Raw genomic sequence first — 25,989 nt, forward strand, 5'->3', positions numbered from 1 at the left:
TTTCATCACTCCTTCTTGTAAATCGTTTTGAGAAAAACATCCTCTAAGCTCGGTTCTTCAATTTCAAGATTGATTAATGTTATTCCTTTCCTTGATAGATAATCTGAGATCTGCTCTCTGAGATCATCTTTAGCAAATATTATTGCCTTTCTATCGCCGATCTTCTCCATCCTCACTATGCCATCAAGTTCAATTTCTGGCAACTCTTGTTTAGCTTCTATTTTTATTTCATAGCCCTCAAGTTCCATAAATTGCTTCCTTATTTCATCCAATGTGCCTATAGCCCTAAGCTTTCCACTTACGAGAATTCCAACTTTATTGCTCAGCTCCTCAACCTCGCTAAGTATGTGAGAGGAAAAGAAGACAGTTTTTCCCTTTTTTACCTCTTCCTTTACTATGCTCTTGACCAAATGGGCTCCTTCAGGATCGAGGCCACTTGTTGGCTCATCTAGTATTAGCACCTCAGGGTCATTTATCAGGGCCTGAGCCAAAAGCAAGCGCTGTTTCATGCCTTTTGAGAATGTTTTCACCTTTCTGTAACGAACATCCCAGAGGCCAACCATCTTAAGGAGTTCTTCTATACGCCTTTCTTTCTCAAACTGACCCATCTTATAGAAGTTAGCAAAAAATTCCAGATTACGCCATGCGGTGAGTTCACTATAGACCGTTGCATTTTCTGGGAGATAACCCACTTTTTCTTTGACTTTAATAGATTCTCTGAAAACATCATGACCAAGAATTCTTATGTTCCCACTGTCAGGAATTATCAAACCTAACATACTGAGTATCGTTGTGGTTTTTCCTGCCCCATTTGGACCTAGAAATCCAAAGGTACAGCCTTTTTCAACGTTTAAAGTTAGATTATCAACTGCCTTAGCCTCTCCATACTTCTTGGTCAAGTTCTCAATTTCAATCCCATACATGATGTTATCACCTCAAATCAGCTTTCATGAATTTTGTGTACGCTAATGGAAAGGGTAAAAGGAGCATTACCATTAACGCCAAGATGTTTTGCCATATCAAACTCAAACTTTCACTAATGGGTCTATCCTCCACTACACTCTCCTCGTATGCCAAGGAAGAAACTACTTCACTAATTTGAGGCTTTCCGCCAAAGAGCATTCTAATGACCTCTTGATAGTGATAATTAGGAGAGATGTAGAGAATCTTTTCAGCTGTTGTTGCCATTCCAACCAGCCATGATTGATAAGCAGGATCTTTAAGAAACAGCTCTTCTAGTTGTTCTTCACTTAAATTTGTAACATTTTCGGGGATATTTGGAACAGGAGGTAATCCGGCTACTGCAAATGCTACTACCCCGGCAATTATTGAAAGCAAAAAACCAAAAAAGAGGAATGTAAATACTGCAAGAAGAATTGCGTTTTTGGATTTCTTGGCGAATATTGAAATGAGCACCCCAAGGTTTAGAAAAACTAGTCCGTAAAGCAAGCTAAAGGGTAATGTTACCAAAAACTTTATCAGATCAGTTCTAGTTAGGGGAACCCCTAAAACAAGTGCAAAAACCACTGTTAAAGTATAGAACAATGATAGAGTTATGCTAAGAGTCAATAAGCCTCCTAAAAGTTTACCCAAGAGAACTTTATCCCTATGTATTGGCTTCGAAACTATCAACCTTAGAGTGCCTTTCTCTAGTTCTGTACTTATTGCCGTTGTCCCAATGAGGATTCCTGATAATGATATCAAGTAATTGAAAATATTTGAGAAGCTTGATAAGAAGAGCATTTGAAAAGGTGTTTCATATAAATTTGCACTTATACCGAGTCTCTTGGAGCTATAAATCATTCCTAAAGAGGTTATTATAAAGAGCAACGCTATTATCTGGAATCTTCTAGTTCTGATGTTCACCTCGAAATCCTTTATCGCTATATTTGTAACTTTCATGCCCATCACCTCGTTGGATGATGTGATCGTTTGCTTAAAAGTATTACTTTTAATAGTTGTATAGTTTAACTCATAATAAACATAAGAAGAAACTTTAAATGATAGTAAATACGTTGCCTATATGCAATGAGTGGAAGCACCCTTATTTGTGTGTATCTTGAGGTGAGGATGTCCTTTAAGATAAGGGCCAAGATTTCAGTGTTAATAACTATAGGAGGGATTGTCTGATTACTTGTGAGGTTATTTGCTCTGCAGAATCCTCATCAGGACGTAATTTCATGGATCATTGTCGAAGAAGCAAGCTTTATTTGTGGACGTTCTTCTGATCTCCTCCCCATTTTTTAAGGTGGGGAGTTTGAGGAGCTTCATTGAAGCCCATTTTGATTGATATTGAATGTCCCAACCAAATCAGCATTTAGGACAAACCTTTCTGTAGGATACTTAAACAAACCACAAACAAATCTAGACCCTTCATGGAGCTTCCCGTAGAAGGGACAAAGAGCTTCGACGAACTTTTAAAACCTCTCTAAAGTAAAAAGAAGAGACAATTAGTGGTTGTGTTGCAGAGTTCTTTAAATTCGTGTTTTATTCCTTCTCAAGTACAACTGCCGTCCCATATGCAAAAATCTCAGCAGCTCCAGAAGCAACTGCCGATGTCATGAACCTCACTCCAATGATACCGTTTGCACCCATTTCCTTTGCATGTTGTATCATTCTTTGAAGTGCTACTTCTCTAGCCTCTGCAAGCATTTCAGTGTACTCCTTTACCTCCCCACCAGCAATATTCCTCAATCCTGCCAAAATATCTTTTCCAATGTGTTTTGCCCTGACAGTTGCCCCTCTAGCAATCCCTAAAACTCTGACAACCTTATATCCAGGGACTTCTTCAGTTGTAGCAATTATCATTTCATTCACACGGCATCACCTCATACCTCGAAGTTCGAAGTAATACTTCTCTTCAAAGCTTAAATACTTTTCTTGAACATTAGAAATATGGTGGGAAAATGAAACTCACTCACGTGGATGAAAATGGTGTTAAAATGGTAGAAGTTGGACAAAAAGATGTTGTTTTTAGAAGAGCCATTGCTAAGGGTAGAATAAAGCTCAAACCAGAAACAATAAAGCTTATTCAGGAAGGGAAGACCAAAAAAGGCAATGTTATAGCAAGTGCTCAAATTGCAGGAATCCTAGCTGTAAAGAGAACATGGGAGTTAATACCACTATGCCACCCAATACCACTAACTGGGGTTGACATAAACTTTGAGTTTGGAGAGGATTACATAGAAGCTACCTGCGAAGTGAGGGCCTATTATAAGACAGGCGTTGAAATGGAAGCTCTAACCGGAGTTAGCGTTGCATTACTTACTGTATGGGACATGGTCAAGGCTGTAGAGAAAGATGAAAAAGGCCAGTATCCATTCACAAAAATCGAGAATATTAGAGTCATTGAAAAAGTTAAGAAATGATTCAAACGCAAAAAAGAGTGTTTGAAAGAAGTTTTTGTATTTATATCGCTAAGAGGGTTGTAACACCATGAAACTTAACAGCGAAGCTAGAGCAATATACAAGAGCATTAGAGAGGAGATAAAGAAAAGAATCCAGCTAAAGGAGAGTTTAGCCTATCTTGACAACTTTACACCAACTAATGACAAAGAAGAAATCTTAAAACGCCAAAATTACTTAAAAGAAAGCCTCTCAAAAATCCAACCAGGGCTTAAGGAACTCCTCGGTCGAGTAAAGCCTATTCGGTTTAAAAAAGATTATTTCCACGATAGACTTCTAGTTGTGGATGAAACAGAATTTGAAAAAGCTAAAAACTTAGAAATTTGTGATGTTGCTTTAGAACCCGAGGACGGTTACGACTTGATATTAAGTACTATAGGGTATGGAATTGATGTGGGGATTTCAATAAGTGAGATCGCCCCTGAACTTTATATTTTGCCCTTATGGGAAAACAAAGAAACTTTAAAAGCATTATCTAATATAAAAGCACTTTTAGGAGAAAAAAGCGTTGCAAATGAGATTTTGACAAAACTAAAAGAATTAACACCCACTATGAAGAAGAAAGAACTCTTGATAAACTTGGATGAGATAATAAGAGAAGAAGAGAATAACCTCAACGCTCGGATTGAAGAACGTTTAAAAGAGTTTAGCCTAACCCTCAGTGGAAAAGAGTTGTTAGAATTCCTGAAAAGGTTAAAAGATGGCAACTATGAAACTATCTTCTCTCACTTTTCCCAGATAGAAGATGACATTCTCAGAGAAATAAGAAGAAGTGAAGAGAAGCTAAATAAGTTACTGGAAATCGATGTTGAACTGTTCTCAAGGGAAACTCTATATCCTGTTGAAGTTCCTAGTGATGCTATTGAAGTGCTGAGGCATGAACTTGAAAGGGAAATAAAGCTTGAACTATATCTCAAAAGTCGTGAAATTCTGAAGAAAATAAGACCACTAATACCAAAACTAAGAGAAGAACTGAAAAAGGCATATGAACTTGAATTTTTAAGAGCTGTTAAAGAGTTTACCCAAGGGTTCACTTTTCCAACGATAGCTGAAGGAGGTATTGGATTCATAAACGGGGAACACCTGTTTATCAAAAACCCCCAACCTGTGAGCTATATCATTGGAGACGTTATTGAGCTAGATGGCACTAATGGGGAAAGGGTTATAATTTTAACTGGAGCAAACAGTGGTGGAAAGACTTCACTCCTTGAACTGATCGCCCAAGTAACTATCCTCACCCATATGGGCCTTCCTGTAAACGCTGAAAAGGCCTGGGTAGAAGTACTAGATGAACTGTTCTTCTTCAGAAGAAAACGTTCCTCATATGGTGCTGGAACATTTGAAACAGTCTTGAAAAGTTTTGCACACTCTCTTATACGGGAAGGTAAAAAACTTATTCTCATCGATGAATTTGAGGCTATAACTGAACCAGGAGCAGCAGTAAAAATAATTGGAGAACTTTTGAAGATAGGGCACGAAAAGAGTTTTTATATCGTGATTGTATCCCATCTAGGTGAGGATCTGAAATCTATGCTTCCCTTTGCGCGTGTTGATGGGATAGAAGCAAAAGGCCTCGATGAAAATCTCAACCTAATAGTAGACAGACAGCCGAAGTTTGGAATCCTAGGAAAAAGCACGCCAGAATTAATTGTGGAAAAACTATACCATACTAAAAGAGGACAGGAAAAAGAAATTTTTAGGAGAATTTTAAAGGCTTTCAAGGAATAATGTTGAAGTTAGAGGTTTTTAGAAAAGTATAAGCCTCCTTAAGTTCAGGTCTTTCTTTGAGGAACCGCAGAATATACTGACCACAATTCGAGCCTATCAAGTTTTCTCTTGTATCACCTACTGAAATTATGATATTATATCCCAACTTTCTGAGGTTCTCTACGAATTCCTTGTGCTTTATTGGAAGGCCAGTTTCTAGATCAATGTCATTAGTGAGGGAGTTTTTCATCACGCTGACCGTTGGATTGAGCGGTGTTATCTTAATGAGGAAATATTCCTTCGGGAAATGTTCTGCAATTATTCTAGCATCTGCCTCATTCTCTCTTGCGAGTGCAAAGTTTAGTGTTATCTTTTTACCTCCTTCATCATAAAACGCCTTTCCATACTCAGCTATCTTCTCAAATTCCCATTTTCTCACTGGAATTATTTTATCCCTCTGCTCTGGGTTAGTGGAATGTATTGAGAACTGTAGCTGGAACTTATCCTTAAAAAGCTCTTTTTTAAGCTCTAGTAGAGCGTCAAAGAATTTGTCTGTACCTATTGGAGCTATGGTAGAAATAGATGGATAAAAGTTCTCATAATGCTCACCTAAATGTCTCAATGCCTCAATAACAGCCATGTTAAAGCTTGGTTCCCCCATCCGCGCAAATTGTACCTTAAATCTTCTCGTTTTCGGTTTTCCACCCCAGCGCTTCTCTATTGGATACTCTATTTGCTCAAGGAGCTCATCAAGACCAAGCTTACCCTTATAAAAGAAACCCGCATCACACATCTTGCAACCAACTGGACATCCATTAAGTGATGAGACTATAAGCACCCACTTTTCAGCAGGGTTGGAAGTTGGAACTGATTCAACAAATTCTACTATATTTCCTTTTGAAGTCTTTCCAATGTAAACAACGGCAACATTAGGATCTCCAATTTCACTCAATATTTCCATATTTCTCCCTCCTCCAAATCATCATAGCAGTCTTTATTCCATCAGCAATAGCGAGTGCACTCTGGCGGTAAATCCCATTCTTTACATCACCAACTAGGAATAGATTGTCATCATTAAGCCCCTCAATGAGTTCAACATTAGGAACCCTGCCGATAGCGCCTAAGACCAAATCCACTTTAAAATCACCAACGTCGGTTTTAGCTAAAAGTTTTTCTTCTCTTTGGATGCCTAATACCTGGCCCATGAAAGTCTTGATATTCCCTCGTTTTGCAACAAGGTTTTGAAGATAAGGTAGAGCTTTAGGTTCGCTCCTCATAAGTATTATTACTTCATCAGCCATTTCACTCATACTTAAAGCATAATCAAAAGCCACATCTCCCCCACCTATAATAAGAACCCTTTCATAATGTCCTTTCGGAACTTCTGCCACGTGATACATTACACTATCAAATGGAAGTTTTTTTGGCTTTGTTCCCGTTGCTACAACCACATATTTAAACTTGTAGTCCTCAACGTTGGTTTGAACCCTAAAAACGCCATCAACTTTCTCTATAGACTTAACTTCTTCATAAATAATCTTCAGACCATATTTCCTCACATACTTCTTTAGAATTTCAACCACTTCCTCACCTCGTATACCCTCAGGGAAAAACATAGTATTCTCCACAGAGTAAGCATTTCTGATAAGACCTCCAACACTATTGCGCTCAAAGATTACGCTTTCAATATTGTAACGGGCCAGTTGCACGGCAGTTGCTATTCCTCCAATCCCAGCGCCTATTATCCCAACGAGAGCCATTCAAGCACCTCCTCAAGAAGTGGTGTCACTGCGAAGCCATGGGAAAGGTTCCTTAAGGTAGCCTCATGAAAAAATCGATTCTGAGTGATTGTTCCATCCACTGGAAAAACAACATTAAAACCCCTCACAAAAGCCTCTCGGGCAGTAGTTTCACAACAGAGATGTGTCATGACACCGGTAACTATCACAGTCTCAATACCAAGTTTTCTCAAGAGCTCTTCAAGTTTCGTTCTATAGAATGCATTATACGTGTTTTTCTCAATGATAATCTTAGCAAACGGTTTGAAATTATCAAGAATTTCGTTAAGGGGATCTTCCCTATGCATCCCACTACCCCACCACCAAACCATTATCCCCTCTTTATGCGAATGGCGAGTAAAAATTATGGGAATTCCAAGGGCATTAATCTTTCCATAAAACTCTTCTAATCGAAATATTAAAGCCTGTGAAGAAGGAAGATACGCAGGACTCTTAGGAACTAAAAAGTACTTTTGGAGATCAATGGCCAGAACAGCAGCTTTTTTAAATGATTTAACCTTTTCCCACTTTCTTGGTCTAAAATATTTCTCCCTAACTTTCAAAATAAAGTCTTCAGTAAAATACTCTTCCTTCATGGTTAAAGATAGGAAAGAGAATTTAAAAATTATCTGTATTTAGCTATTGACCAGCTTCTTTCTCTATATCTTCCACGACTTTCTATCTCTTTAAGCCTCTCTTCGACTTCTTTCCTCTTTTTCTCGCCCCTGATTTCTTCATAACCCTTTAAAACTTCTTTAAAACCTCTTTCAAACCATTTATAGTGAGTGCTCTCCATTGCTCTCTTTAAAAGATGCAGATCAACTCCTTGAGTCTCAAGGTTTATTTCGAATTCAGCGAGGCCAAAGTCTATAAAGTAAATCCTACCACCTCTAAGAATCATGTTGGAAGTCGTTAGGTCACCATGTACTATTCCAGCCTCGTGAAGTTTTCCAACTTGCCTTCCAATTTCTCTACACAGCTTCAGACGCTCTTCCATGTGAATTTTCTCCAAAAGTTCCTTTAACCTCTCGCCTTCAATGTATTCCATAACTATTTTCATTTCCTTTAAATCCACCTCATAAACGTAAGGAACATTAACTCCAAACTGTTTGGCCCTATGCAGAATCCTAGCTTCTCTAACTGTCCGTTCCTTTCTCAATTTTTCGTCTATTTCTCTTATACGATAGCGCTTTGGAATACGGTGCTTTATGATGACCTTTTCATTGCTCCATGGAAAGTAGAGCTCTTCAAACCCTGCCAGATATATCTTTGCCTCAGCGCCTTGCTTTATCAATTTCATAAGATTCACCCACTAATTCCCAATTCCTTAAGGATATTATGATTCCCGAACACAAATCTAATCAAGATAACGTCTTCAATTTTTAAAGTTATTATAACGCTATCATCTCTTACAACAACCTTGGCTTCATCAATTTCGTTCTCTTCGAGTTTTTGGAGGACATATTCAAGTCGTTCATCCTTGTTTTTGAGCATATCGTCAAGGAGTGAGGCTCTGTTCTCGACCTCAACATCTAAGAGGTTATAGTTGCTAACTTTCTTTATAACTTCTTTGAGTCTCTCAGAATCTTTAATAGGATAAACCTTAATGCCTTCCATTTTCTTCACCTGAGATTATTTGCTTTGTAATGTATTAAAGTTTCCTTAGGGTACTCACCAAAAGCCTTAAATACTTTGTCAACTTACATAAGTTGACAAAAATTAGGATCCCAAGGTGGAAGTATGAAGGTGGAGGGAGCATACCCTATCACGTCAGGGAAGATATCTATGCTCTCTGAAATATTGGCAATTGTATTCCTTGTTTTGGGTGCATTTTATTTAGAAAAAAGCATTTTTGTTTGGGTTGCCATAATATTTTTTATCTTCTCTTCTGGAACGGGTGTAGAAAGTAGGGACAATTTGCTAATTCTAAAATATCCACTTGAAAAGGTCAAAATACCGTTTGACGAGATCAGGGAAGTAATGCTTGCAAGTGAGCTCAAAGGAGTAGTATTGTTTAAATACACTGGAAAGAAAACTAGCTTCCCACTCATTCTTTTGGTCGTGTTATTTATCACCACCTCTTGGACAGAACCCCCCATAACTTTTCTGACGTGGATGTTTAGTGTTTGGATTGCTTTTCTCCTTGTTATCTTTTTACCGGTGTATACCTTAAGAGAAAACTTTGGGAAAATCTTTTTAACATCTTTAGGAGTATCAATGGCCGTATCTATTTTCATCATAAAAAGTATTGCTCTTGGATTATTGAGTGCATTGACATTTTTGATTTTTATGGTCTTTTACGTAATGGTTGATTATGTGATAATAGCCACGGAGAAAGAAACTTTCGTGATCAGTTGCCTAAATGGAAAAAGGTTATTACAACTTTTAAGAGGGTAAAACAATGAGACTGGAAGGAATTAAACCCTCGAACTTCAGTGGCCCTGCTTTATTGTTGGTTGTTTTAGCATTCATGATATTTATATTAGGGACATTGGATTTTCTTCAATTGAAGTTTATAACAGGTGCGTGGGTACTGATATTCGCATCGTGGGGAATTTCAGTTGAACTTGAGGGGAAAACGTTAATCCTTAAGTATGCTTTCGGATTACTAAAGATAAAAATCAAATGGGAAGATATTGAGGAGATTCTAATCCTAAACAAGTTGGACAGAGGCATTTTTATTAAGTACTTCCCAGAAATCGGAATATTATATGCAGGATTGCTAATTTATGCTTTATATTCCTTCTTTGCATTTCCTAGAGATCTTTTGTTAGGTTATTACATGGGGTCTATTGGAGTAATTGTATTCTCATTAGCTATATTAATTTCGTGGAGCATACCTTTTAGAAAAAGTTATTATAGATGGGCTGGATTGTTATTTTGCTTTTCTTTGGGGATAGTCCTTATATGGCTCAAGATACGTTCCTTTGAATCAATGCCATTATTTATAGTGTGGATATTACTCGCTAGCTTTGCGACTTTGGAGACAGACAGCACTGATTATATAGTCTTAAAAACGCGAAAAGGCAGGTACCTCCTAACTTCTAATGCTCCCAAAGATAAAGTAGAAAGAGCCCTTAAAGCGATTATGGAGGCTTTAAGTGATGATTAAACTTCCAGAGAGTATGGAGAAGATATGGACAATGAGAGCTAAAGAAATGAGAGAGGTGGAGATAGCCGAAACTCTCGAAATATCTAGACAAGCAGTGAACAAGGCCTTAAAGGATGCTAAAGCTAAGCTCTTTGAAGCGTTTTTTGCACTAGCGGAGACTTTTTCGTGGGAGATTATAAGAGTAAATGCTGAAAAAGGATTCATGGTTGCAAAAGGAAAGTGTAAAGAGAAGGATGTAAGGGTTTATGCTTTTTACATCCCCAAAAAAGGTATAAAAGGATTTTTTGATGAGGATATTCCAGATTACATCATTCAACATGCTTTGGGAATAAAATTAATCAAAAAACCTGACAAAAAAGAATTAATAAAAGTTCTAGAAACGTAAATCAGACGTTCTTGAAAATTGACTTTTTCAATCCCTTTTCGTAGTCCAAAAACCTTCTTATTTTTGCTCTTCCTTTAGTGATCTCCGTAAGGTATTTTGCAAAATCCTCTACCTTCTCTGGAAAGAGATCCACAACAAATTTAATATCACTTCTAAATTCACGCTGGATGAGTTCCCCATTAAATTTCTCAATCGTCCTTTCAACAGTGTTGTAAAGGTTATATGGAAAAGTCACCTCCACAGGTTCTTTTTTGATAACCTCCACTATACCTGCACTCTCTACGACCTCGCTTGTCGTCTCAGTGTATGCCTTTATCAACCCACCATAACCAAGCTTTGTGCCTCCGAAATACCTTGTAACAACAACCACAACATTTTCTAAGCCCTTATATTCAAGAACCTTCAGAACGGGCCTTCCCGCACTTCCTCTAGGTTCACCGTCATCATCATAGTGAATAATAAGAGTATTACCTTCCCTAACTCGATAAGCAGAAACATTATGAGCGGCATCAGCATGAGCTTCTTTAACCTTTGCAACGAATTCTTTAGCCTCTTTTTCGCTTTTTGCCGATACTGCGTAACCTATAAAAAGGGAGTCTACATAGGTTTTTTCGACTTTTCCAAAACTCTTGATCGTTTTATAACTCCCCATAAGGGAAGTTAGGACAAGCTAAACTTAAGAATCTTTTGGGACCTTTTTCCTGTATTTTGTCCAAAATAACTTGAAATCATTATCATATATACTACAAATTAATTTAATACTTGACTTTTAAATAGAAATCTTTTTATAGAGCCCTAACGAAAGGCTCTTGTTCAATAAAGGAGGTAATTGAGATGATGGTAGGACAAGGAGGACAACCCGTTGTTATTCTTCCAGAAGGTACCCAAAGATATGTGGGCAGAGACGCCCAGAGACTAAATATTTTGGCTGCCAGAGTAATAGCAGAAACCGTAAGGACTACTCTTGGTCCAAAGGGTATGGATAAAATGCTTGTTGACAGTCTTGGAGATATAGTAATCACAAACGATGGTGCAACAATTCTGGAGCAGATTGACGTTCAACACCCAGCAGCTAAGATGATTATTGAGATTGCAAAGACTCAAGACAAGGAAGCTGGAGATGGGACAACTTCAGCTGTCGTTATTGCAGGTGAGCTCCTTGCAAAGGCAGAGGAGCTTTTAGATCAGAATATCCACCCAAGCATAATCATCAAAGGTTACACACTCGCAGCTGAGAAAGCCCAAGAGATAATTGACAAAATAGCCATCAGTGTTGAACCTGACAATGAGGAAACTCTCACAAAGATAGCTTCAACATCAGTAACAGGTAAAAATGCCGAGAGCCACAAAGAGCTTTTGGCAAAACTCGCAGTTAATGCTGTTAAGCAAGTTGCTGAAAAACTTGACAGCAAATACGTTGTTGATATCGACAACATTAAGCTTGAGAAGAAAGAGGGTGGAAGTGTTAAGGATACCCAACTTATCAGGGGTGTAGTTATTGACAAAGAGAGAGTCCACCCAAGAATGCCAAAAAAGATAGAAGGTGCTAAAATTGCTCTCATTAATGAGGCACTTGAAGTTAAAAAGACAGAAACTGATGCAAAAATAAACATCACAAGCCCAGATCAGCTTTATGCTTTCCTTGAGCAAGAGGAAAAGATGCTCCAAGAAATGGTAGAGCAAGTGGCCGCCACTGGTGCAAACGTTCTCTTCTGCCAAAAGGGAATCGATGATTTGGCCCAGCACTACCTTGCCAAGGCTGGTATATTGGCTGTTAGAAGGGTTAAGAAGAGTGATATGGAGAAGCTTGCCAAGGCAACTGGTGCAAAGATCGTCACAAACGTTAAAGACTTAACAAGTGAGGACCTCGGTTATGCCGAACTTGTTGAAGAGAGAAAAGTTGCTGGAGAAAACATGATCTTTGTTGAAGGGTGCAAGAATCCAAAAGCAGTCACAATCCTAATCAGAGGAGGAACAGAACACGTCGTTGACGAAGTAGAAAGAGCCCTCGAGGACGCAATAAAAGTTGTTAAAGATGTTATGGAAGATGGTGCAATCTTACCTGGTGGAGGAGCTACTGAGCTTGAGCTCAGCATTAAGATAGATGAATTTGCCAAACAAGTCGGTGGAAAAGAACAACTTGCCATTGAATCATTTGCAGAAGCTTTGAAGATTATTCCAAAGACCCTTGCAGAAAACGCTGGACTTGACACAATCGACGTTCTCGTCAAAGCAATAAGCGAACACAAGAACAAAGGAAAGGCAATAGGTGTCGATGTTTTCGGTGGCGAACCAGCAGATATGATCGAAAGAGGAGTAATTGAACCAGCAAGAGTAAAGAGACAGGCAATAAAGAGTGCAAGTGAAGTTGCAATAATGATCCTTAGAATCGACGATGTCATAGCAGCAAAACTCTCAAAAGGCGAAGGTAAAGGCGGCGAAATGGGTGGCGGAATGGGCGGAATGCCCGGTATGATGTGATTTCTCTTCTTTACTTTCAATTCTTCTTTTTAAAACTTTAAAAGACCTTAATTGATTCTAAAAACGAATTTACAGGACAATTTAGTGAAAAAATACAGTGAAAAAGAAAAATCATCCTAAAACTGACAATAGCACACCAGCAGCTACTGCAGTTCCAATAACTCCAGCAACGTTTGGACCCATAGCATGCATGAGGATAAAGTTCCCAGGATCCTCTTTTGTCGCTAGTTTTTGGACAACTCTTGCACTCATCGGGACTGCCGATACTCCAGCTGCACCAATCATTGGGTTTATCCTTCCACCACTAAGTTTCATCATGAACTTTCCTAAGAGGACTCCTCCTGCAGTAGCACTAGCAAAAGCAATAACACCAAGAAGGAGGATCTTTATAGTACTTAAGGTCAAAAAGCTTTCTGCCTGCATTGTAGAACCAACACCAAGACCAAGGAAGATCGTGACAATGTTCATAAGCTCTTCCCTAGCAGCTTTACTGAGTCTTTCAACGACACCACTTTCTCTAAAGAGATTTCCTATCATTAGCATTCCAACTAACGGGGCAGCTGAAGGTACTAAAAGACCGATAATTATCATTGAAGCAATTGGGAAGATAACTTTTTCTCTCTTTGAAACTGGCCTTAATTGCTCCATTCTTATTTTTCTTTCTTCTGGTGTCGTTAGGGCCTTAATCACCGGTGGCTGGATTATTGGAACAAGGCTCATATAAGAGTAAGCTGCAACAGCAGTAGCTCCAAGTAAATGGGGAGCAAGCTTTGTTGTAAGGTAAATTGTAGTTGGCCCATCAGCTCCACCAATAATCCCTATTGAAGCTGCTTCTTGGGGGTTAAAACCTAAAGCAACGGCTGTAAGCATTGCAATGAAAACACCTATCTGAGCTGCTGCACCAAGTAAAGCCGTTTTTGGATCAGCAATCATTGGTCCGAAATCTGTCATTGCTCCCAATCCAAAGAATATCAGCAATGGCACTATTTCTGTATCGATGAGGTAGTGCTTGATAAGATAAAACAACCCTGGATGATGAGGATCAGCACTCAAAATTCCTGTTAATGGAAGGTTTACCAATACAGCACTAATCCCAATTGGGAGCAATAACAAGGGTTCCATTTCATACCTTATGGCCAGATACATTAAGGTAAACCCAACTAAGATCATTATTACATTTCCTATTGTTAGATGAAAAAGACCAATATTAGTAAAAAAGTCAACTATTGCTTGCTCCAATCCCATTCTCCATCACCCAAGTTCTATCAATGCTTGTCCTGTGTCAACTGTATCTCCTTCCTTAACAAGAATTCTCTTTACAACTCCCTCACTAGGGGAAGGGATCTCATTTTCCATTTTCATGGCTTCCAAAATAAGAAGTCCTTGGCCCAATTTGACCTGCTCTCCTTCCCTAACGAGAATTTTCAAGATCTTACCTGGCATTGGAGCAGTGACTACGCCTTCCCCACTAACAGAGGGTGTAGGAGCGCTAGGCACTTCAACTGGAGCTGCGGGAGTTGGGGCCGAAGGAAGAGATGGTGCAGGTGCAGAGGGTACACTTACACTTTGAGCAGGTGCTTGAAATACACCCATCGGAATTCCAAGATCTTTAGCTTCTACATCATAGCTTTCTCCCTCAAAGCTGACTTTAAACCTTCCTCCTCCAAGTTCTTCAACTTCAACTTCATAAAGAACACCATCAACAATGACCTTGACTTTACCTTTCATCCTCACCATGCCCCCATTTCATAATTAAAGTTTTCAACTTCCTCTATTTGAGATTGAACACCATATAAACGCCAAGCGTCTGAAGGTTTTTTCTTAAAGGGTAACGGCCTGAGTTGGGCATTTTTCTCAGCTACATAGGCCAAAATTGCTGCAGTAATAATTGCAAGCTTCTTTGGTTCGATAGAGGGTCTCTTTTCCTCCACTTTAACTTCTTCCTTAGGTTTTGGTGGAGTCTCAATAACTTGCCTTTCTTTCTCAATTAATGTCCTTTCCAAGTACCCAATACCATACATTGCTAATGCCAAAATGCTCAGCACTAAGAAAACCACGGTTACTCCTAAAATAGTAATATAAAGGCCCTCAAGGAAAAATTCCCAAGTAACCATTTTTTGCACCTCACAATGGTATGTTACCGTGTTTCTTTGGTGGGAGTTTAACCCTCTTACTCTCTAAGGCCTCAAGGGCCATTATGATCTTACCTCTAGTTTCTGCGGGGTCAATGACATCATCAATATAACCCCTGCTCGCAGCAACGTATGGATTGGCAAATCTCTCCCTGTAATCTCTGATCTTTTGTTGCCTAACTTCCTCTGGATTTTCGGCTTTAGCAATTTCTTTCCTGAAGATGATATTTGCCGCACCTTCTGGGCCCATAACTGCTATCTCTGCTGTTGGCCAGGCAAAAACAAAGTCTGCTCCAAGGTGTTTGCTTCCCATTGCAAGATAAGCTCCACCATAAGCCTTTCTTAAGATAATTGTGACCATTGGGACTGTTGCCTCTGAATAAGCGTATAAAACCTTAGCACCATGTCTAATGATTCCTCCATACTCCTGTTGCACTCCCGGAAGATATCCCGGAACATCCACAAGGGTAACTATTGGAATGTTAAATGCATCACAGGTTCTTACAAACCTTGCAATCTTATCTGAACTGTCAATATCAAGAACACCTGCCAAGTGGATTGGGTTATTGGCAATGACCCCCACTGTTTGACCGTTCATTCTTCCAAAACCCACCACTGCATTTGGAGCGAAATATGGCAGAATTTCAAGGAAATCAGGGTTTCCGTTTGCATCTCTATCTACAATTTCATAAATAACTTGCCTAACGTCATACCCCTTGTTTGGATCATCCGGAACAATCTCGTAAAGTTTTTCACTCTTTCTAAATGGTGGATCATTGGTCGGAAACCTTGGTGGCTTCTCCATATTGTTTGATGGGAGATACCCCACAAGCCTTCTGATTAGCATAAGAACTTCCTCATCACTTTTAGCGATCAAATGAGCTTGGCCACTTTTTTGAGCATGAATCATACCACCACCAAGTTGAACTGGAGATACTTCTACTCCAGTGACTGCTTTAACTACCTGGGGTCCTGTGATAAACATGAAAGTCGCTGGATTCTCAACCATCAGAATAAAATCACCAATTGCTGGGCTGTATACTGCACCACCCGCACATGGACCCATGATAGCGGTTATTTGTGGAACAACACCACTCAAAATAGTATTCATCTTAAAGATCTCACCGTATCCCTTAAGAGCATCTACCCCCTCCTGAATCCTCGCTCCTCCAGAATCATTAAGGCCTATTATCGGAGCACCTGCTTCTAAAGCCAGTTCCATGACACGCTTTATCTTAGCCGCATGCATCTCTCCTAAACTACCGCCCATCACTGTAAAATCTTGAGCAAAAACAAAGACTAATCTTCCATCAATCGTACCATAACCAGTTACAACACCATCAGCTGGAAGCTCCATCTTATCAAGACCAAATTCCGTGTTTCTGTGTTTCACAAACATGCCAATTTCAACAAAACTCCCTGGATCAAGAAGCTTCTCAATCCTTTCTCTTGCCGTGAGTTTGCCTTTTTCATGTTGCTTTTGAACTTTAGCTTCTCCACCCATTTCCAGAATCTTTTCCTTCTTTTTATGTAACTCATTAACCTTCTCTTCCATGCTCATAAGACTGCCCCCATAACCATTGGTTAACTACTTTGTAGTTTGTAAAGGCCTTTAAAAGAGTTTTCATAGCCATAAAATGTCCAAAAGAATACATGTGATCAAAGAAGAGATAAAATAAAATTCAGAGATGTGCTATTGGAGTTTCTGCACCACAAGCTTCACACTTCAAGAAGTGATAGCGATCCTTTTTGGTGATCTTTGTATCTGGTGAACCACAAACAGGACAGATAACATAGTCTTTAAGATACTTTTTCAGCTTGTTGGCTATCATGTAGGGAGTAAAACGACCTTGAAGTACTGCTCTTCTTCCCTCCAAAACTCCAGCAGTAGCAACTTCTCTTAAGACAAATTTAAGTAAGTGGTTCGGGTCTCTGTTCATGGCCTCAGCGATATCTCTAAAGTTTTCTATCAGAGTCTTGTTACCCTCTATAGTGACAATTGCAGCAGGAACTTCAAATCTAGATTCATGATGTTTCACGTTCTCAGGAAGTTCCTCATAAGCCTTCTCCAATAGTTTTTCATAATCATGATAATCATGCTCCATTTTTCCTCACCCTGCTATACTTTCTGAAGTTGCTTTATTAACTTTTTCACAAAACCTTGTAATACCCGGATCTTGGTTCATATATCATTGAATTTGCCTTAAGCTCTTCTATTATTTTCTCAGTCTCCGTTCTACTTATCCCCTGCCTGCTAGCTTCCTTTATAACTTCATCTCTTGGCGCACCATAATCTTCAAGGTCTTGGAGCTCTTTTATTATGCTCAGCACTCTATCCATTTTGTTAATTTTTCTCGAAGACTTTCCAACTTCTAAAATGCTGACATCAATATTACCCTCCTCATCCATTGCAGTTCTCCTCAGAGTATACTCTACAAGCTCTATAGCTGCTTTTGCATCCTCTTTTGTAACCACTTCGCTCAATCTCATGCGAGCATGCGCTTCACTAAGTCTTATAAGAGCCTCCAGCTGTCTTGCCGTGATGGGTATAGGCTTAATGCCCTCGCTCTCAGATCCCCTACCTATCGTTCTTCTCATTTTTACATAGTAGCGCTTTATTTCCTCCATAGCCTCTTTGCTAAGAATCGGCTGAACATTTTTCCTCGCATATGCAATATACTTCTTCAAAAGATCATAAGGGACTTTAGGGGCAACTAACTCTGCTTCTCCCTTCCTAACCTTAAGGATATGCTCCGCTATCTCTGAATCAAATTTCTCATCTGGTTCATCCAGGAGTACGAAAATAAGATCAAATCTACTTAACAACGTAGGAGGAAGATCAAGTTGTTCTGGGAGAGATTTCATCCTGTTAAATCTTCCATATTTTGGATTTGCGGCCGCTATAACAGTAGTTCTTGCATTTAAAGTTGCCGTGATTCCTGCCTTTGATATACTGACGGTATTGTGAAGCACCAAACCATGAGAAACAAAAAGGTGATATGGCTCAACAGTAACGTCATATACCCACTCCGAGTCTGTGTTTGGAATCCTTTCCACTCTAACAACCTTAAGGAAGACCAGGTTTCCTTCCATGAGTCTTTTAACCTTCATCACAATATTCCTAACTTTCCCTAACCTCGCTTCTATCTCGCTACTTAGTATTCTCAATGCCCATGGGTCGTTTTTTATTACGAGTCGTCTCAATTTATTCTTGCTTATCCTGTATCTCCAATACACGTATGACTGCGGAAGGATCTCTAATGCCTTCACAGGATCTGTTTCCAATGATCTTTGAAGATCTTCCATCTTTTCCTCAATTCTTTTCAAAAGACTTTCAACATGCTCCCTTTTTGTTATACTCCTTGTGAGTTTATTCCTCTCATTAATTGAGACTCTTACTCCAATGAGCCTTGCAGATTTTATAAGGTCTTTTATTATATCTCCCGGGAAGTACTCAGTTTCATTACTCATAACCTCTTCTCCAAGTATTTCGGATAACCTTCTAATACCCCTAGTTGTGTATGGAATTAACGCATAAGCAGGCCTTATTTCCCTTAACTTGGTAGGTACTCCTAGAATATACAATATATCCTGAAGGTCCTCAGCCATTTTTCGCGTGGGTATTCTTATACATTCCCGCCCGGCAAGTTTGCATTTCCTGCGTTCCCATATTACTTGAATAAATTCCTTTAACTCCTCCTCTTTTAGTGTGAATACCCTTTTTGGTATTTGTACGTCTTTTTTAAACCTAAATGGATTTTTCTCACTAAAAAGTGACAACGCCAGCTCTTTGCCACCTTCTGAAGAACCCTTGAATGAATAGCCTACCACACCTATGGCAATATCATCCCTCTCTATCATTTCTGCGGGTTTTTCCCTTATTCTCCCATCTTCCCATACCATTATCGGATGCTCAGGAGTTACCGTTATTTCCCTTCCATTTGAGAAGCGCAGTTTTATAAACTCTTTTGGAGCTTTGTGCCTGCTTACACGATCGGCCTTGACCTTTATTACTTCCTTTTTCTCAAGGTCGTAAGCTAGAAGATAAACATCATTAACAGGGAGTATTTCAGTGTCTTTACCGAGTATAACCTCATCCCGATTTTCTTCAATTAGTTTATCGACGAATTGGCCTATTTTAACCTTCTGACCATTACCTAAGAAAATTTCAAAATCCTTATGGTAGCTCTGCTGTTCAAGGGCCTCATGAATAGAACTTCTATCTCTATCGCTCATTTTGTCTATCTCATCTATACAGTTGTGAACTATTACTCCTTCAGCTACAAAGTTATGTAAACCCGGAACATAAAGATCATAGACAGGACCTTCATATGGTATTTTCTCTATCCTTACCACCTCATCAAGGAAATAGTCCCTTGTTGCCAATATTTTAAGTTTGATTTTGATGTCTGGCTTTAAATATTCTGAAAGCCTCTCAAGAATCTTACGAAGCTGCATTCTGCTAGGAACACGAGAGCCTTTAGAATACGCATAAAGAGTACTCCAGAGCCCATTCTCTAAAAGAATTGAAGTTGGAACTTCGTTTACTATCCTTTTAGCGAGCCGTTTAACTGGTTCCATGGGCGCTCTATCACTTCTTGAAGGTACAAGGCGTTTTATCCTAGGGATCTCTTTAACCTTCACACTGTATGATCTAACAGCATCTAAAAGATTTCTAACATCGTTCCTAGCAGTTATCTGAATTCTATTTACACGTTCTCGTTTGTCCTTTAAGACTCTTGCATATATGTCAAACCTTCTGAGAAGCAATGCGAATGCCTTGTCTTTTTCGAGATCATTAGATATGAGGAACTCAATATGAACTACCTCTCCCTTTTTACTCCTTTTTATTGAGATACATCCATCCGAATCAAGAACTCCAGCAATGAATGCTTTAAGGGCTTCATCATCAAGTTTAAATACGTTTCTCAGGTTTTCTTTTGTTAGATACTCATAAATATACCCCAATAAAGGAGAATTCACGTAGAAGATCGTTTTTTCACTAGAAATTTTGTTTCCAGCCAGAACGCTCGAGGTGATTCTCTTATGCTCTTTAAGTTTTATTGGATAGAACGAAGCAAAAACCTCCCTTAGTCTACCAATTTGCTTTTTATTGACAACAGATTGAGTTATACTTATCTGAACCTTATCTCCAATTTTTTGAATCCATCCATCTCCATACAGGAAACCAAAGAAATACGCCATCTCTGGGGTTACATATGAAGTTTTGAGTCTCTCTCTTCTTGCATACGGTCCATATGCCAAGGTTCGCTTTTTCCATGCCTCATAGATGCCAAAATCCTTGAGTATTTCTCTAAATTTACCAACTTTTATGGCACCTTTTCCCGATAGAAAGTCTTTTGAAACACCGTAATACCTATTAAACTCTGCAAGGCTCTTAAATCTTGCTAAAACCTCTTTCTTTAGCTCCTCTTTCTCTTCTTTGTTTAATTTAACCCTCCAGTTTTCTGGGAGAATATCAAGAATATAGACTTTATCTTTTACTTCGGGAAGTTTAAGAGGAGCAAGAATTAAATCCCCAGATTCGAATTTTCCAGCTTCTTTCCACTCTAGTGTCTTCCCATCAATCAGCCAATGATCTGGTGTAAGAACCAGTTCATTACCGGACCGGAATTTTATTTTAACTAACTCCCCTTTCCATGGCTTTCTTCTAATAATTGTTGCAATGGATTTGCCACTTTTCATTTTTTCAAGATCAAATGAGACAACCTCAAGGTTTTCTTCTTGTATATCCACTAATTCACCATTTGATCTAGCTTTGTAGGACTTCGATTCATCAAATAACTTTTTGATTGGGACGTACTCCCCATTTACAAGCACTCTTGAATCAGGATGGAGACATGCTACACCCATATCTGCTAAGACGAGAACACCGGCTTCTAAAACCCAAGAACCTGTTAACTCATCCCTAACGGCTGCTGCAGTATTATGAACAACAAAGCCATTGGCGATAAAGCTGTGAGAGCCCTCTACAGTAAGGTCATAAACATATCTGTATGGTGACTCAAACTCTTCAACACTTACGACCTTTTCCCAAAGGAGATCGGAGTTCGAGAGTTCCTCAAGGAATTTCAGAATCTCCCTGATCCTTAGTTCTTCTTCATACAATTCACTCAAGAACCAAATAAGTTCATGATACAATTCCTTATTTCGTCCCTCAAGAATCCTAGCAGCTTTAATCAAAAGGTTATATGACACTCGTTTTGGCCGATTTCTCCTGAAAAGTTCATAGAATTCTCTCTTTTCAATTCCTAAATCCTCTGGACTTATAGTGATTCCAATCTTCTTTCTGATATCTTCTGGAAGCTCAACGGAGATATCACCTAGAGATGCCTCTTTCAGGGTTTTAACAACTCTCTGGAGAAGTCTTCTTGATAAATGCCTCTTTTCTTTTTCAACAAGTCCCCCAAAGCCTGAACCATATGTCTTTTCTATGCTAAGCCTATAGAACCTCCTGACCATTTTAATGAGCTTCCCTATGTTTGGTACAACATCCACGTTTGTGTCTGTCTTTGCAAGCTTCATTTTGTCCACTAAGATGCTGAGCTTTTCTGCCTTTTCTGGGTGTTCAAAGCCTATTCTAGCGGCAAATCTGATGATGTTTTCACCATATATCTTAAGTTCCCAGCGATCATGTCTTGAAGTTACTCTATGTCCGTTTACCGTTGTTGTCGTACCTGCCTTTCTTCTCTTTCTTAGGTGAGAGATTATTCCAAACCGCAATAAGGCCAGCTGGAGCTTTCTAGCAAGTTTCTCGCTTGTTGTGTCGAATTCCAGATAAGATGAGCCCCTTTGTCGTATCACGATTGTACCATCACAGTCAAACAACCCCCTAATATAAGCCGCTAGAACATTCTTAGATGCTCTGAAGAATTCGTTGGGAAGATCTAGATTTGGGGATTTGGGCGAAAGGGGCACTCCAAGCTTTTCAATAAGGTGAGCAACTATCTTGGAATGGAATCTGACGGCAGGCACCCTCTCTTCTTGAAGATGCTCAACTGCTTCAATGCCAAATAACTCCCTTGTGAGTTCTATGAATCTGTATCTCATGTGCTTATTATGATTGGAAAATCTTATTGAGACACCCCATCCTGCTTTTGAAACATCACCATCACCGGCAACCAATCCTACGAAATACGCTAGCTTCTCATCTAGTTTGTGCGGGAGTTTTATTTTCGTCCCCCTTTGAAGTGAGACTTCTAATGGGATAATCTCTTCCCAGCAAGCTTCAGCTAACTCTACCAGTTTCTTTAAGTGTTTCATTCTTATATTGCCTCTTGCATTGGGGTTTATCCAATTGTAATATAGCACATCTTCGTTGGTTCCTAGTTCCCTAGCAAGCTCTCTCTTAGTGATTCCCTTCTTAGAGATTGCTCTTTCTATGAGGCGTTTGACAGTTCCTTTAATTCCATAAATAATCAAGTCATCCAAGTCTGTGAGGAGTTCTAGAGTGTACACTTCTTTTTCACTTACCTTAATAGTCCTAACCGCTGCCACATACTCCCCGATCTTGAGCTTCCCAGCTTCTTTCCATGTTATCTGACCGTCCTCAATTGTCATCAATTTTGTCTCAGGGGTTAGTTCTAAGGTTTTTCCGGTTATCGTTCTCAATCTCACAAGCTCTCTTGGAGCTTTAAGTTTCCATATTTTACTCATAGGAGAATCTTTGAGTTTCCCCTCCTCCAGAGAGATACTTTCATCAATATATGGGGCATATTCAACGCTCTCCGAGTACTGAATACTTCCAACACTCCTCATCCACCTTTCCGTTAAGGTACCTATTCTCTGAATCCCACTGCTAGTTACTATCAAAGACTCTGGTCCAACACACAAACCGGCCGCACTTGAGCTCTTCCCACTTGTGTAAATGGCCCTTGGCGCTAAATTAGACACATAACGCAGAAGCTGACTATTATGTACAAAAATATCATTCGCAATAAAGTTATGGTGCTCAGGAACTTGTAAATCATAAACCCAAGGATATTTTGGTTTGTATTCTTCAATTTCAACAACTTTGTCCCAGAATATATCCGATCCAGCAAGGAGTTTAAGTGTCTTAAATCTATCCAGTTCATTTGACAATCTTTCTTCCAAAGTTTCCACTATGCGCTTAAGTTTTTCTTTGCTTGGTAACCTATCTCCACGCTCATAATGGAGATACGTTGAGCGGTTGATTCCCATCTCTCCCTGAGTTAATCCTGCGAGGATTCTAAAGTCTTTTAGTAATTTTGAAACACCTGGAATAATATCAATGTTGGTATTGAAGTTTCTCCCAGAGGTAACTTTCTCAAGGAGATCTGACTTTTTCTTGTTCCCAAATCCAATACTCATTTTAAACCTTAAAACATCCTCTCCCGTTATAAACAGGCGATAATACTTTTTAGCTTCCTGCATCTTCCCATTCGTGGCAATATTCTTTGTTTCGTGGAGTTGAGAAATGACTCCAAACCTTAATAAGAGAGATTGAACACCCCTTAAAAGCTCATTTGAAGCTGAAACCACAGCAATCTTTGCTCTATTTTTATCAACAGTCGCCTCTGCATCAAAATATCCTCTAAGAAACGCCTTTATATCCAAGATCCTGGCACCAAATAATTGGGGTGGTACTTTTTTGGTTGAGGAGTTACCAACAATCTCAAAATGTTCAAGCAACTGATATAACTCCACACTATTTACGTAGACTTCTTTAGACATTTCTCCAATAGAAGGTATTCTAATCCTTGGATTCAACCCAATTTCTTTAAGATAGTTATAGACAACGTTTATCAGCTCTTCTTCATTGTTTTTAAAGAAAATAGTTGCACTGCCGTTCCTTTTTTGTGCATACCCTTCTCCCGTAAGCAGTCCTACAACATACCAAAACTTCTCATCAGCAAATTCAGGGAGCATTAACCTTTTCTTACCAGTTTTCGGTGTTTCTATATTGATGTCCCAGAGTCTAATTTTAACACCTTCAATAGGCAACCTACTAGGAGTTGCGATAAAGTCGCCGGGTTTAAGTTCTTTTGCCTTTCTAGTCTTAAACTCACCATCTTCAAAGACAAAAAATGGATGAGTTGGAGTAACATTTATCTCTCTCCCGGTTGCTGTTCTGATCTTAAACATTCTTTCAGGAGCATTCCTTTTCCATGCTATATCAGCCTTAACTTTTTCTACTTTGAGTGTCTTGGAATTGAGGGCATAAAGTTCAAGATCTATTGGAGCATAAACACCATCATCCACTCTACCTAACTTCCCATTCTCTTCGGCATTCTTTATTGCTTCTTCTACAATATCTCCAATCTTCTTTAGTTTACCATCTCCGAGAACAACTTGAGTATTGTAATCAACACACTTGGCCACTCCAGGATCTCCTACAAGTAAAACGTGGCTTTCTCCTCTCAATCTCGTCCCATCAGGGAGTTGTCTTGTTGTCCCTCCAAATAATGCGAGCGCTATACCCAGCTTTTCCTTTTTCATTCCATATATTGCAGGGGCGATGGAATCAACTATGACATCAACAACATCCTTCCTTTTTGCAAGTTCCTTGATCTTCTGTTCATCCTCGGGAGTTATCTCAAGCTCCTCTATTTCCTTGCTAAGCTGTTCTATGTAATTTGCCTCAATTATCTTTCTAAATATGGGCCTCTTATCTTTTTGTTCAAGAACAACCCTCATAACACCTGTAATTATAACTCTATCACCTGGAAGAGCAATATCAACAAGATCATCTAAGAGGATAACATCTACAAAACGTGGCATTTGGCCACCTTTAAGGCTTTCTGGTCTGTCCTGAAGCCTAAAACTTTGGAAGTTCAGAAAAGTGCTTTTATCCACATCAAGTTCAAGATTTCTACTTCCGCACGCCTCACATTTGTTTGGTTTTATGAGGGTGGCAAAAGGTTTTTGCAATCTGATCATTTCCTGCCCACAGTCTTTGCATATATAAACTGCTCTAGAAACGAACGGCTTTACCTCAGTTATTCTTGTTATTATACCCTCCACTTGGATAAGCTTATTTATATGCTCACTCCCGAGTTCCTTCACTAGATAAGTTTTTGGTAACTCAAAAAAGCGAGCATGGATCTTAAATGGTTCCTTCCTAAAGAATTCCTCTTGAAGAATTACTTGGATTGCATCTTCAGCAGCCAAAATAACCTCTTCCGGGGACTCAAGAAGTTCTTCAGCAAGTTCTGGATCAAACGCGTTTAAATGCTCCCAACTGATACCTATAGATCTTCTAGGAATAACTGTGAGAATATCTCTAATTTTGTTCAAATATATTTGATTACCCTCGTCATCTGCGTATTCCTTTAGGAACTTTACAAATCTCTCAATCATATCCTGCCTATCCATTAGCTCTCCCCCAACCATTCATTTCTTATTTGAGAAATTTGAAGATATATTTTTCTTTCTTCAGGTGAAAGTCTACTTAAAATCTCCAAACTCGCAGGACGAAACATTATGGCAGTTAATATTTTTTTAAATCGGAGTTTTTTCAGGTGTTGATACTTCTTCTTAAGATTGGAAAGTTTTGTCACCTTTGCATTAATGACATCTATATCGATTTCCACTTTATTCTTAACATAGTTTTCCAAGTAATATATATAAAATTCAGCCCTTGAATAGAGGCCCTCTGGAATCGGTACTATTGGTTCATTGGCTTTCTCTTCAGCAATTACTTGATCAAGCTCACGAATTATTTTTTCACTTTCATCAATAATCTCTACTATCCCATTTTCCCAGAGTTCCTTCGCTTTCCAGTCTTCTATTAAGATAGTATCTCCACTTTTCCACGTCCCAAATGATCTTAGTACCTTAACTGGAATAAGGGCTTTCCCTATTAACATCCTATCTCACCCACATCGTGCAATAAAATGTTGATACTGTGATGTTCTTAAGCTTTAGCCTATGCAGAAACAATCTCTCCGAAAGGTGGAAAGAGTTTTTAAACAGGATAAAAATATAAACCCATAGTTTTTGAGTATA

General features: G+C 39.0%; 22 protein-coding genes. 6 read left to right on the forward strand and 16 right to left on the reverse strand.

The features are described 5' to 3' along the window. Positions 1–5: 5 nt before the first annotated feature. From K1720_RS00190 to K1720_RS00200, 3 genes are all read right to left on the reverse strand, one after another. Entirely contained in the window at positions 6–923 is a 918-nt protein-coding gene (locus K1720_RS00190) for an ABC transporter ATP-binding protein (RefSeq protein ID WP_251949212.1), read from the reverse strand. Between the two features lie 7 nt (positions 924–930). Further along, complete coding sequence (locus tag K1720_RS00195; protein WP_251949213.1) at positions 931–1,902, reverse strand: ABC transporter permease; 972 nt, start codon at positions 1,900–1,902, stop codon at positions 931–933. A gap of 585 nt (positions 1,903–2,487) precedes the next feature. Continuing rightward, on the reverse strand, positions 2,488–2,808 hold the full coding sequence (locus tag K1720_RS00200) for a YbjQ family protein (RefSeq protein WP_423837332.1): 321 nt from the start codon (positions 2,806–2,808) through the stop codon (positions 2,488–2,490). 98 nt (positions 2,809–2,906) lie between these two features. Here K1720_RS00200 and moaC point away from each other — a divergent pair, with 98 nt between their 5' ends. Together moaC and K1720_RS00210 are read left to right on the forward strand one after the other, a co-directional pair. Further along, positions 2,907–3,368: a cyclic pyranopterin monophosphate synthase MoaC gene (moaC, locus tag K1720_RS00205; protein ID WP_251949215.1), complete on the forward strand. Its 462-nt coding sequence runs from the start codon at positions 2,907–2,909 to the stop codon at positions 3,366–3,368. 67 nt (positions 3,369–3,435) lie between these two features. Next, on the forward strand, positions 3,436–5,133 hold the full coding sequence (locus K1720_RS00210) for a P-loop NTPase family protein (RefSeq protein ID WP_251949216.1): 1,698 nt from the start codon (positions 3,436–3,438) through the stop codon (positions 5,131–5,133). Here K1720_RS00210 and K1720_RS00215 read toward each other — a convergent pair. From K1720_RS00215 to K1720_RS00235, 5 genes are read right to left on the reverse strand one after another with little or no spacing between them, the layout of a single operon-like run. Beyond that, a complete protein-coding gene (locus K1720_RS00215) occupies positions 5,123–6,073 on the reverse strand; it encodes a radical SAM protein (RefSeq protein ID WP_251949217.1) in 951 nt (316 codons plus the stop codon). The two genes, K1720_RS00210 and K1720_RS00215, sit on opposite strands and share 11 nt — an antisense overlap. Next, positions 6,057–6,872 carry an NAD(P)/FAD-dependent oxidoreductase gene (locus K1720_RS00220; protein ID WP_251949218.1) on the reverse strand — a complete coding sequence of 272 codons (816 nt, stop codon included), beginning with the start codon at positions 6,870–6,872 and terminating at the stop codon, positions 6,057–6,059. The genes K1720_RS00215 and K1720_RS00220 overlap by 17 nt, the downstream gene beginning before the upstream one ends. Beyond that, entirely contained in the window at positions 6,854–7,486 is a 633-nt protein-coding gene (locus K1720_RS00225; RefSeq protein ID WP_251949219.1) for an isochorismatase family protein, read from the reverse strand. The genes K1720_RS00220 and K1720_RS00225 overlap by 19 nt, the downstream gene beginning before the upstream one ends. A gap of 29 nt (positions 7,487–7,515) precedes the next feature. Then, complete coding sequence (locus tag K1720_RS00230; protein WP_251949220.1) at positions 7,516–8,190, reverse strand: Kae1-associated kinase Bud32; 675 nt, start codon at positions 8,188–8,190, stop codon at positions 7,516–7,518. Between the two features lie 5 nt (positions 8,191–8,195). After that, a complete protein-coding gene (locus K1720_RS00235) occupies positions 8,196–8,516 on the reverse strand; it encodes a hypothetical protein (RefSeq protein ID WP_251949221.1) in 321 nt (106 codons plus the stop codon). 114 nt (positions 8,517–8,630) lie between these two features. Here K1720_RS00235 and K1720_RS00240 point away from each other — a divergent pair, with 114 nt between their 5' ends. Genes K1720_RS00240 through K1720_RS00250 form a run of 3 tightly spaced genes read left to right on the forward strand, consistent with a single transcriptional unit; the run spans position 8,631 to position 10,387 of the window. Continuing rightward, complete coding sequence (locus K1720_RS00240; RefSeq protein ID WP_251949222.1) at positions 8,631–9,287, forward strand: hypothetical protein; 657 nt, start codon at positions 8,631–8,633, stop codon at positions 9,285–9,287. 4 nt (positions 9,288–9,291) lie between these two features. Beyond that, positions 9,292–10,002, forward strand: a complete 711-nt coding sequence (locus tag K1720_RS00245) for a hypothetical protein (RefSeq protein ID WP_251949223.1) — start codon at positions 9,292–9,294, stop codon at positions 10,000–10,002. Then, a complete protein-coding gene (locus K1720_RS00250) occupies positions 9,995–10,387 on the forward strand; it encodes a hypothetical protein (protein WP_251949224.1) in 393 nt (130 codons plus the stop codon). Before K1720_RS00245 ends, K1720_RS00250 begins: the two co-directional genes overlap by 8 nt. Before the next feature lies 1 nt (position 10,388). Here K1720_RS00250 and K1720_RS00255 read toward each other — a convergent pair whose 3' ends face one another. Further along, the gene (locus K1720_RS00255) at positions 10,389–11,039 is read right to left on the reverse strand and encodes a YigZ family protein (RefSeq protein WP_251949225.1); all 651 of its coding nucleotides are present in this window, start codon (positions 11,037–11,039) and stop codon (positions 10,389–10,391) included. 185 nt (positions 11,040–11,224) lie between these two features. Here K1720_RS00255 and thsB point away from each other — a divergent pair, with 185 nt between their 5' ends. After that, positions 11,225–12,868: a thermosome subunit beta gene (gene thsB, locus K1720_RS00260; RefSeq protein WP_423837333.1), complete on the forward strand. Its 1,644-nt coding sequence runs from the start codon at positions 11,225–11,227 to the stop codon at positions 12,866–12,868. 111 nt (positions 12,869–12,979) lie between these two features. Here thsB and K1720_RS00265 read toward each other — a convergent pair whose 3' ends face one another. The 7 genes from K1720_RS00265 to K1720_RS00295 all read right to left on the reverse strand — a co-directional run bounded on the left by K1720_RS00265 (position 12,980) and on the right by K1720_RS00295 (position 25,850). After that, positions 12,980–14,113, reverse strand: coding sequence for a sodium ion-translocating decarboxylase subunit beta (locus tag K1720_RS00265; protein ID WP_251949227.1), 1,134 nt, complete (start codon positions 14,111–14,113; stop codon positions 12,980–12,982). Between the two features lie 6 nt (positions 14,114–14,119). Continuing rightward, on the reverse strand, positions 14,120–14,596 hold the full coding sequence (locus K1720_RS00270) for an acetyl-CoA carboxylase biotin carboxyl carrier protein subunit (RefSeq protein WP_251949228.1): 477 nt from the start codon (positions 14,594–14,596) through the stop codon (positions 14,120–14,122). A gap of 2 nt (positions 14,597–14,598) precedes the next feature. Continuing rightward, positions 14,599–14,982: an OadG family protein gene (locus K1720_RS00275; RefSeq protein ID WP_251949229.1), complete on the reverse strand. Its 384-nt coding sequence runs from the start codon at positions 14,980–14,982 to the stop codon at positions 14,599–14,601. Between the two features lie 10 nt (positions 14,983–14,992). Further along, positions 14,993–16,561, reverse strand: a complete 1,569-nt coding sequence (locus K1720_RS00280) for a carboxyl transferase domain-containing protein (protein WP_251949230.1) — start codon at positions 16,559–16,561, stop codon at positions 14,993–14,995. A gap of 121 nt (positions 16,562–16,682) precedes the next feature. Further along, positions 16,683–17,105, reverse strand: a complete 423-nt coding sequence (locus K1720_RS00285) for a translation initiation factor IF-2 subunit beta (RefSeq protein WP_251949231.1) — start codon at positions 17,103–17,105, stop codon at positions 16,683–16,685. A gap of 46 nt (positions 17,106–17,151) precedes the next feature. Next, a complete protein-coding gene (locus K1720_RS00290; protein ID WP_251949232.1) occupies positions 17,152–25,356 on the reverse strand; it encodes an LAGLIDADG family homing endonuclease in 8,205 nt (2,734 codons plus the stop codon). Then, positions 25,356–25,850: a hypothetical protein gene (locus K1720_RS00295; protein ID WP_251949233.1), complete on the reverse strand. Its 495-nt coding sequence runs from the start codon at positions 25,848–25,850 to the stop codon at positions 25,356–25,358. Before K1720_RS00295 ends, K1720_RS00290 begins: the two co-directional genes overlap by 1 nt. Positions 25,851–25,989 lie beyond the last annotated feature (139 nt).

It is taken from the genome of Thermococcus argininiproducens (assembly GCF_023746595.1).
Classification (GTDB): Archaea; Methanobacteriota_B; Thermococci; order Thermococcales; family Thermococcaceae; genus Thermococcus_A; species Thermococcus_A argininiproducens.

What these genes read in the sequence shown, in the direction of transcription:
- K1720_RS00190 (WP_251949212.1), bottom strand. Translation starts at nt 923, where the DNA reads ATGTATGGGATTGAAATTGAGAACTTGACCAAGAAGTATGGAGAGGCT.
- K1720_RS00290 (WP_251949232.1), bottom strand. Translation starts at nt 25,356, where the DNA reads ATGGATAGGCAGGATATGATTGAGAGATTTGTAAAGTTCCTAAAGGAA.
- K1720_RS00295 (WP_251949233.1), bottom strand. Translation starts at nt 25,850, where the DNA reads ATGTTAATAGGGAAAGCCCTTATTCCAGTTAAGGTACTAAGATCATTT.
- K1720_RS00255 (WP_251949225.1), bottom strand. Translation starts at nt 11,039, where the DNA reads ATGGGGAGTTATAAAACGATCAAGAGTTTTGGAAAAGTCGAAAAAACC.
- K1720_RS00240 (WP_251949222.1), top strand. Translation starts at nt 8,631, where the DNA reads ATGAAGGTGGAGGGAGCATACCCTATCACGTCAGGGAAGATATCTATG.
- K1720_RS00200 (WP_423837332.1), bottom strand. Translation starts at nt 2,808, where the DNA reads ATGATAATTGCTACAACTGAAGAAGTCCCTGGATATAAGGTTGTCAGA.
- K1720_RS00285 (WP_251949231.1), bottom strand. Translation starts at nt 17,105, where the DNA reads ATGGAGCATGATTATCATGATTATGAAAAACTATTGGAGAAGGCTTAT.
- K1720_RS00265 (WP_251949227.1), bottom strand. Translation starts at nt 14,113, where the DNA reads ATGGGATTGGAGCAAGCAATAGTTGACTTTTTTACTAATATTGGTCTT.
- K1720_RS00195 (WP_251949213.1), bottom strand. Translation starts at nt 1,902, where the DNA reads ATGAAAGTTACAAATATAGCGATAAAGGATTTCGAGGTGAACATCAGA.
- K1720_RS00215 (WP_251949217.1), bottom strand. Translation starts at nt 6,073, where the DNA reads ATGGAAATATTGAGTGAAATTGGAGATCCTAATGTTGCCGTTGTTTAC.
- K1720_RS00245 (WP_251949223.1), top strand. Translation starts at nt 9,292, where the DNA reads ATGAGACTGGAAGGAATTAAACCCTCGAACTTCAGTGGCCCTGCTTTA.
- K1720_RS00230 (WP_251949220.1), bottom strand. Translation starts at nt 8,190, where the DNA reads ATGAAATTGATAAAGCAAGGCGCTGAGGCAAAGATATATCTGGCAGGG.
- K1720_RS00280 (WP_251949230.1), bottom strand. Translation starts at nt 16,561, where the DNA reads ATGAGCATGGAAGAGAAGGTTAATGAGTTACATAAAAAGAAGGAAAAG.
- K1720_RS00220 (WP_251949218.1), bottom strand. Translation starts at nt 6,872, where the DNA reads ATGGCTCTCGTTGGGATAATAGGCGCTGGGATTGGAGGAATAGCAACT.
- K1720_RS00250 (WP_251949224.1), top strand. Translation starts at nt 9,995, where the DNA reads ATGATTAAACTTCCAGAGAGTATGGAGAAGATATGGACAATGAGAGCT.
- K1720_RS00225 (WP_251949219.1), bottom strand. Translation starts at nt 7,486, where the DNA reads ATGAAGGAAGAGTATTTTACTGAAGACTTTATTTTGAAAGTTAGGGAG.
- K1720_RS00270 (WP_251949228.1), bottom strand. Translation starts at nt 14,596, where the DNA reads ATGAAAGGTAAAGTCAAGGTCATTGTTGATGGTGTTCTTTATGAAGTT.
- moaC (WP_251949215.1), top strand. Translation starts at nt 2,907, where the DNA reads ATGAAACTCACTCACGTGGATGAAAATGGTGTTAAAATGGTAGAAGTT.
- thsB (WP_423837333.1), top strand. Translation starts at nt 11,225, where the DNA reads ATGGTAGGACAAGGAGGACAACCCGTTGTTATTCTTCCAGAAGGTACC.
- K1720_RS00275 (WP_251949229.1), bottom strand. Translation starts at nt 14,982, where the DNA reads ATGGTTACTTGGGAATTTTTCCTTGAGGGCCTTTATATTACTATTTTA.
- K1720_RS00210 (WP_251949216.1), top strand. Translation starts at nt 3,436, where the DNA reads ATGAAACTTAACAGCGAAGCTAGAGCAATATACAAGAGCATTAGAGAG.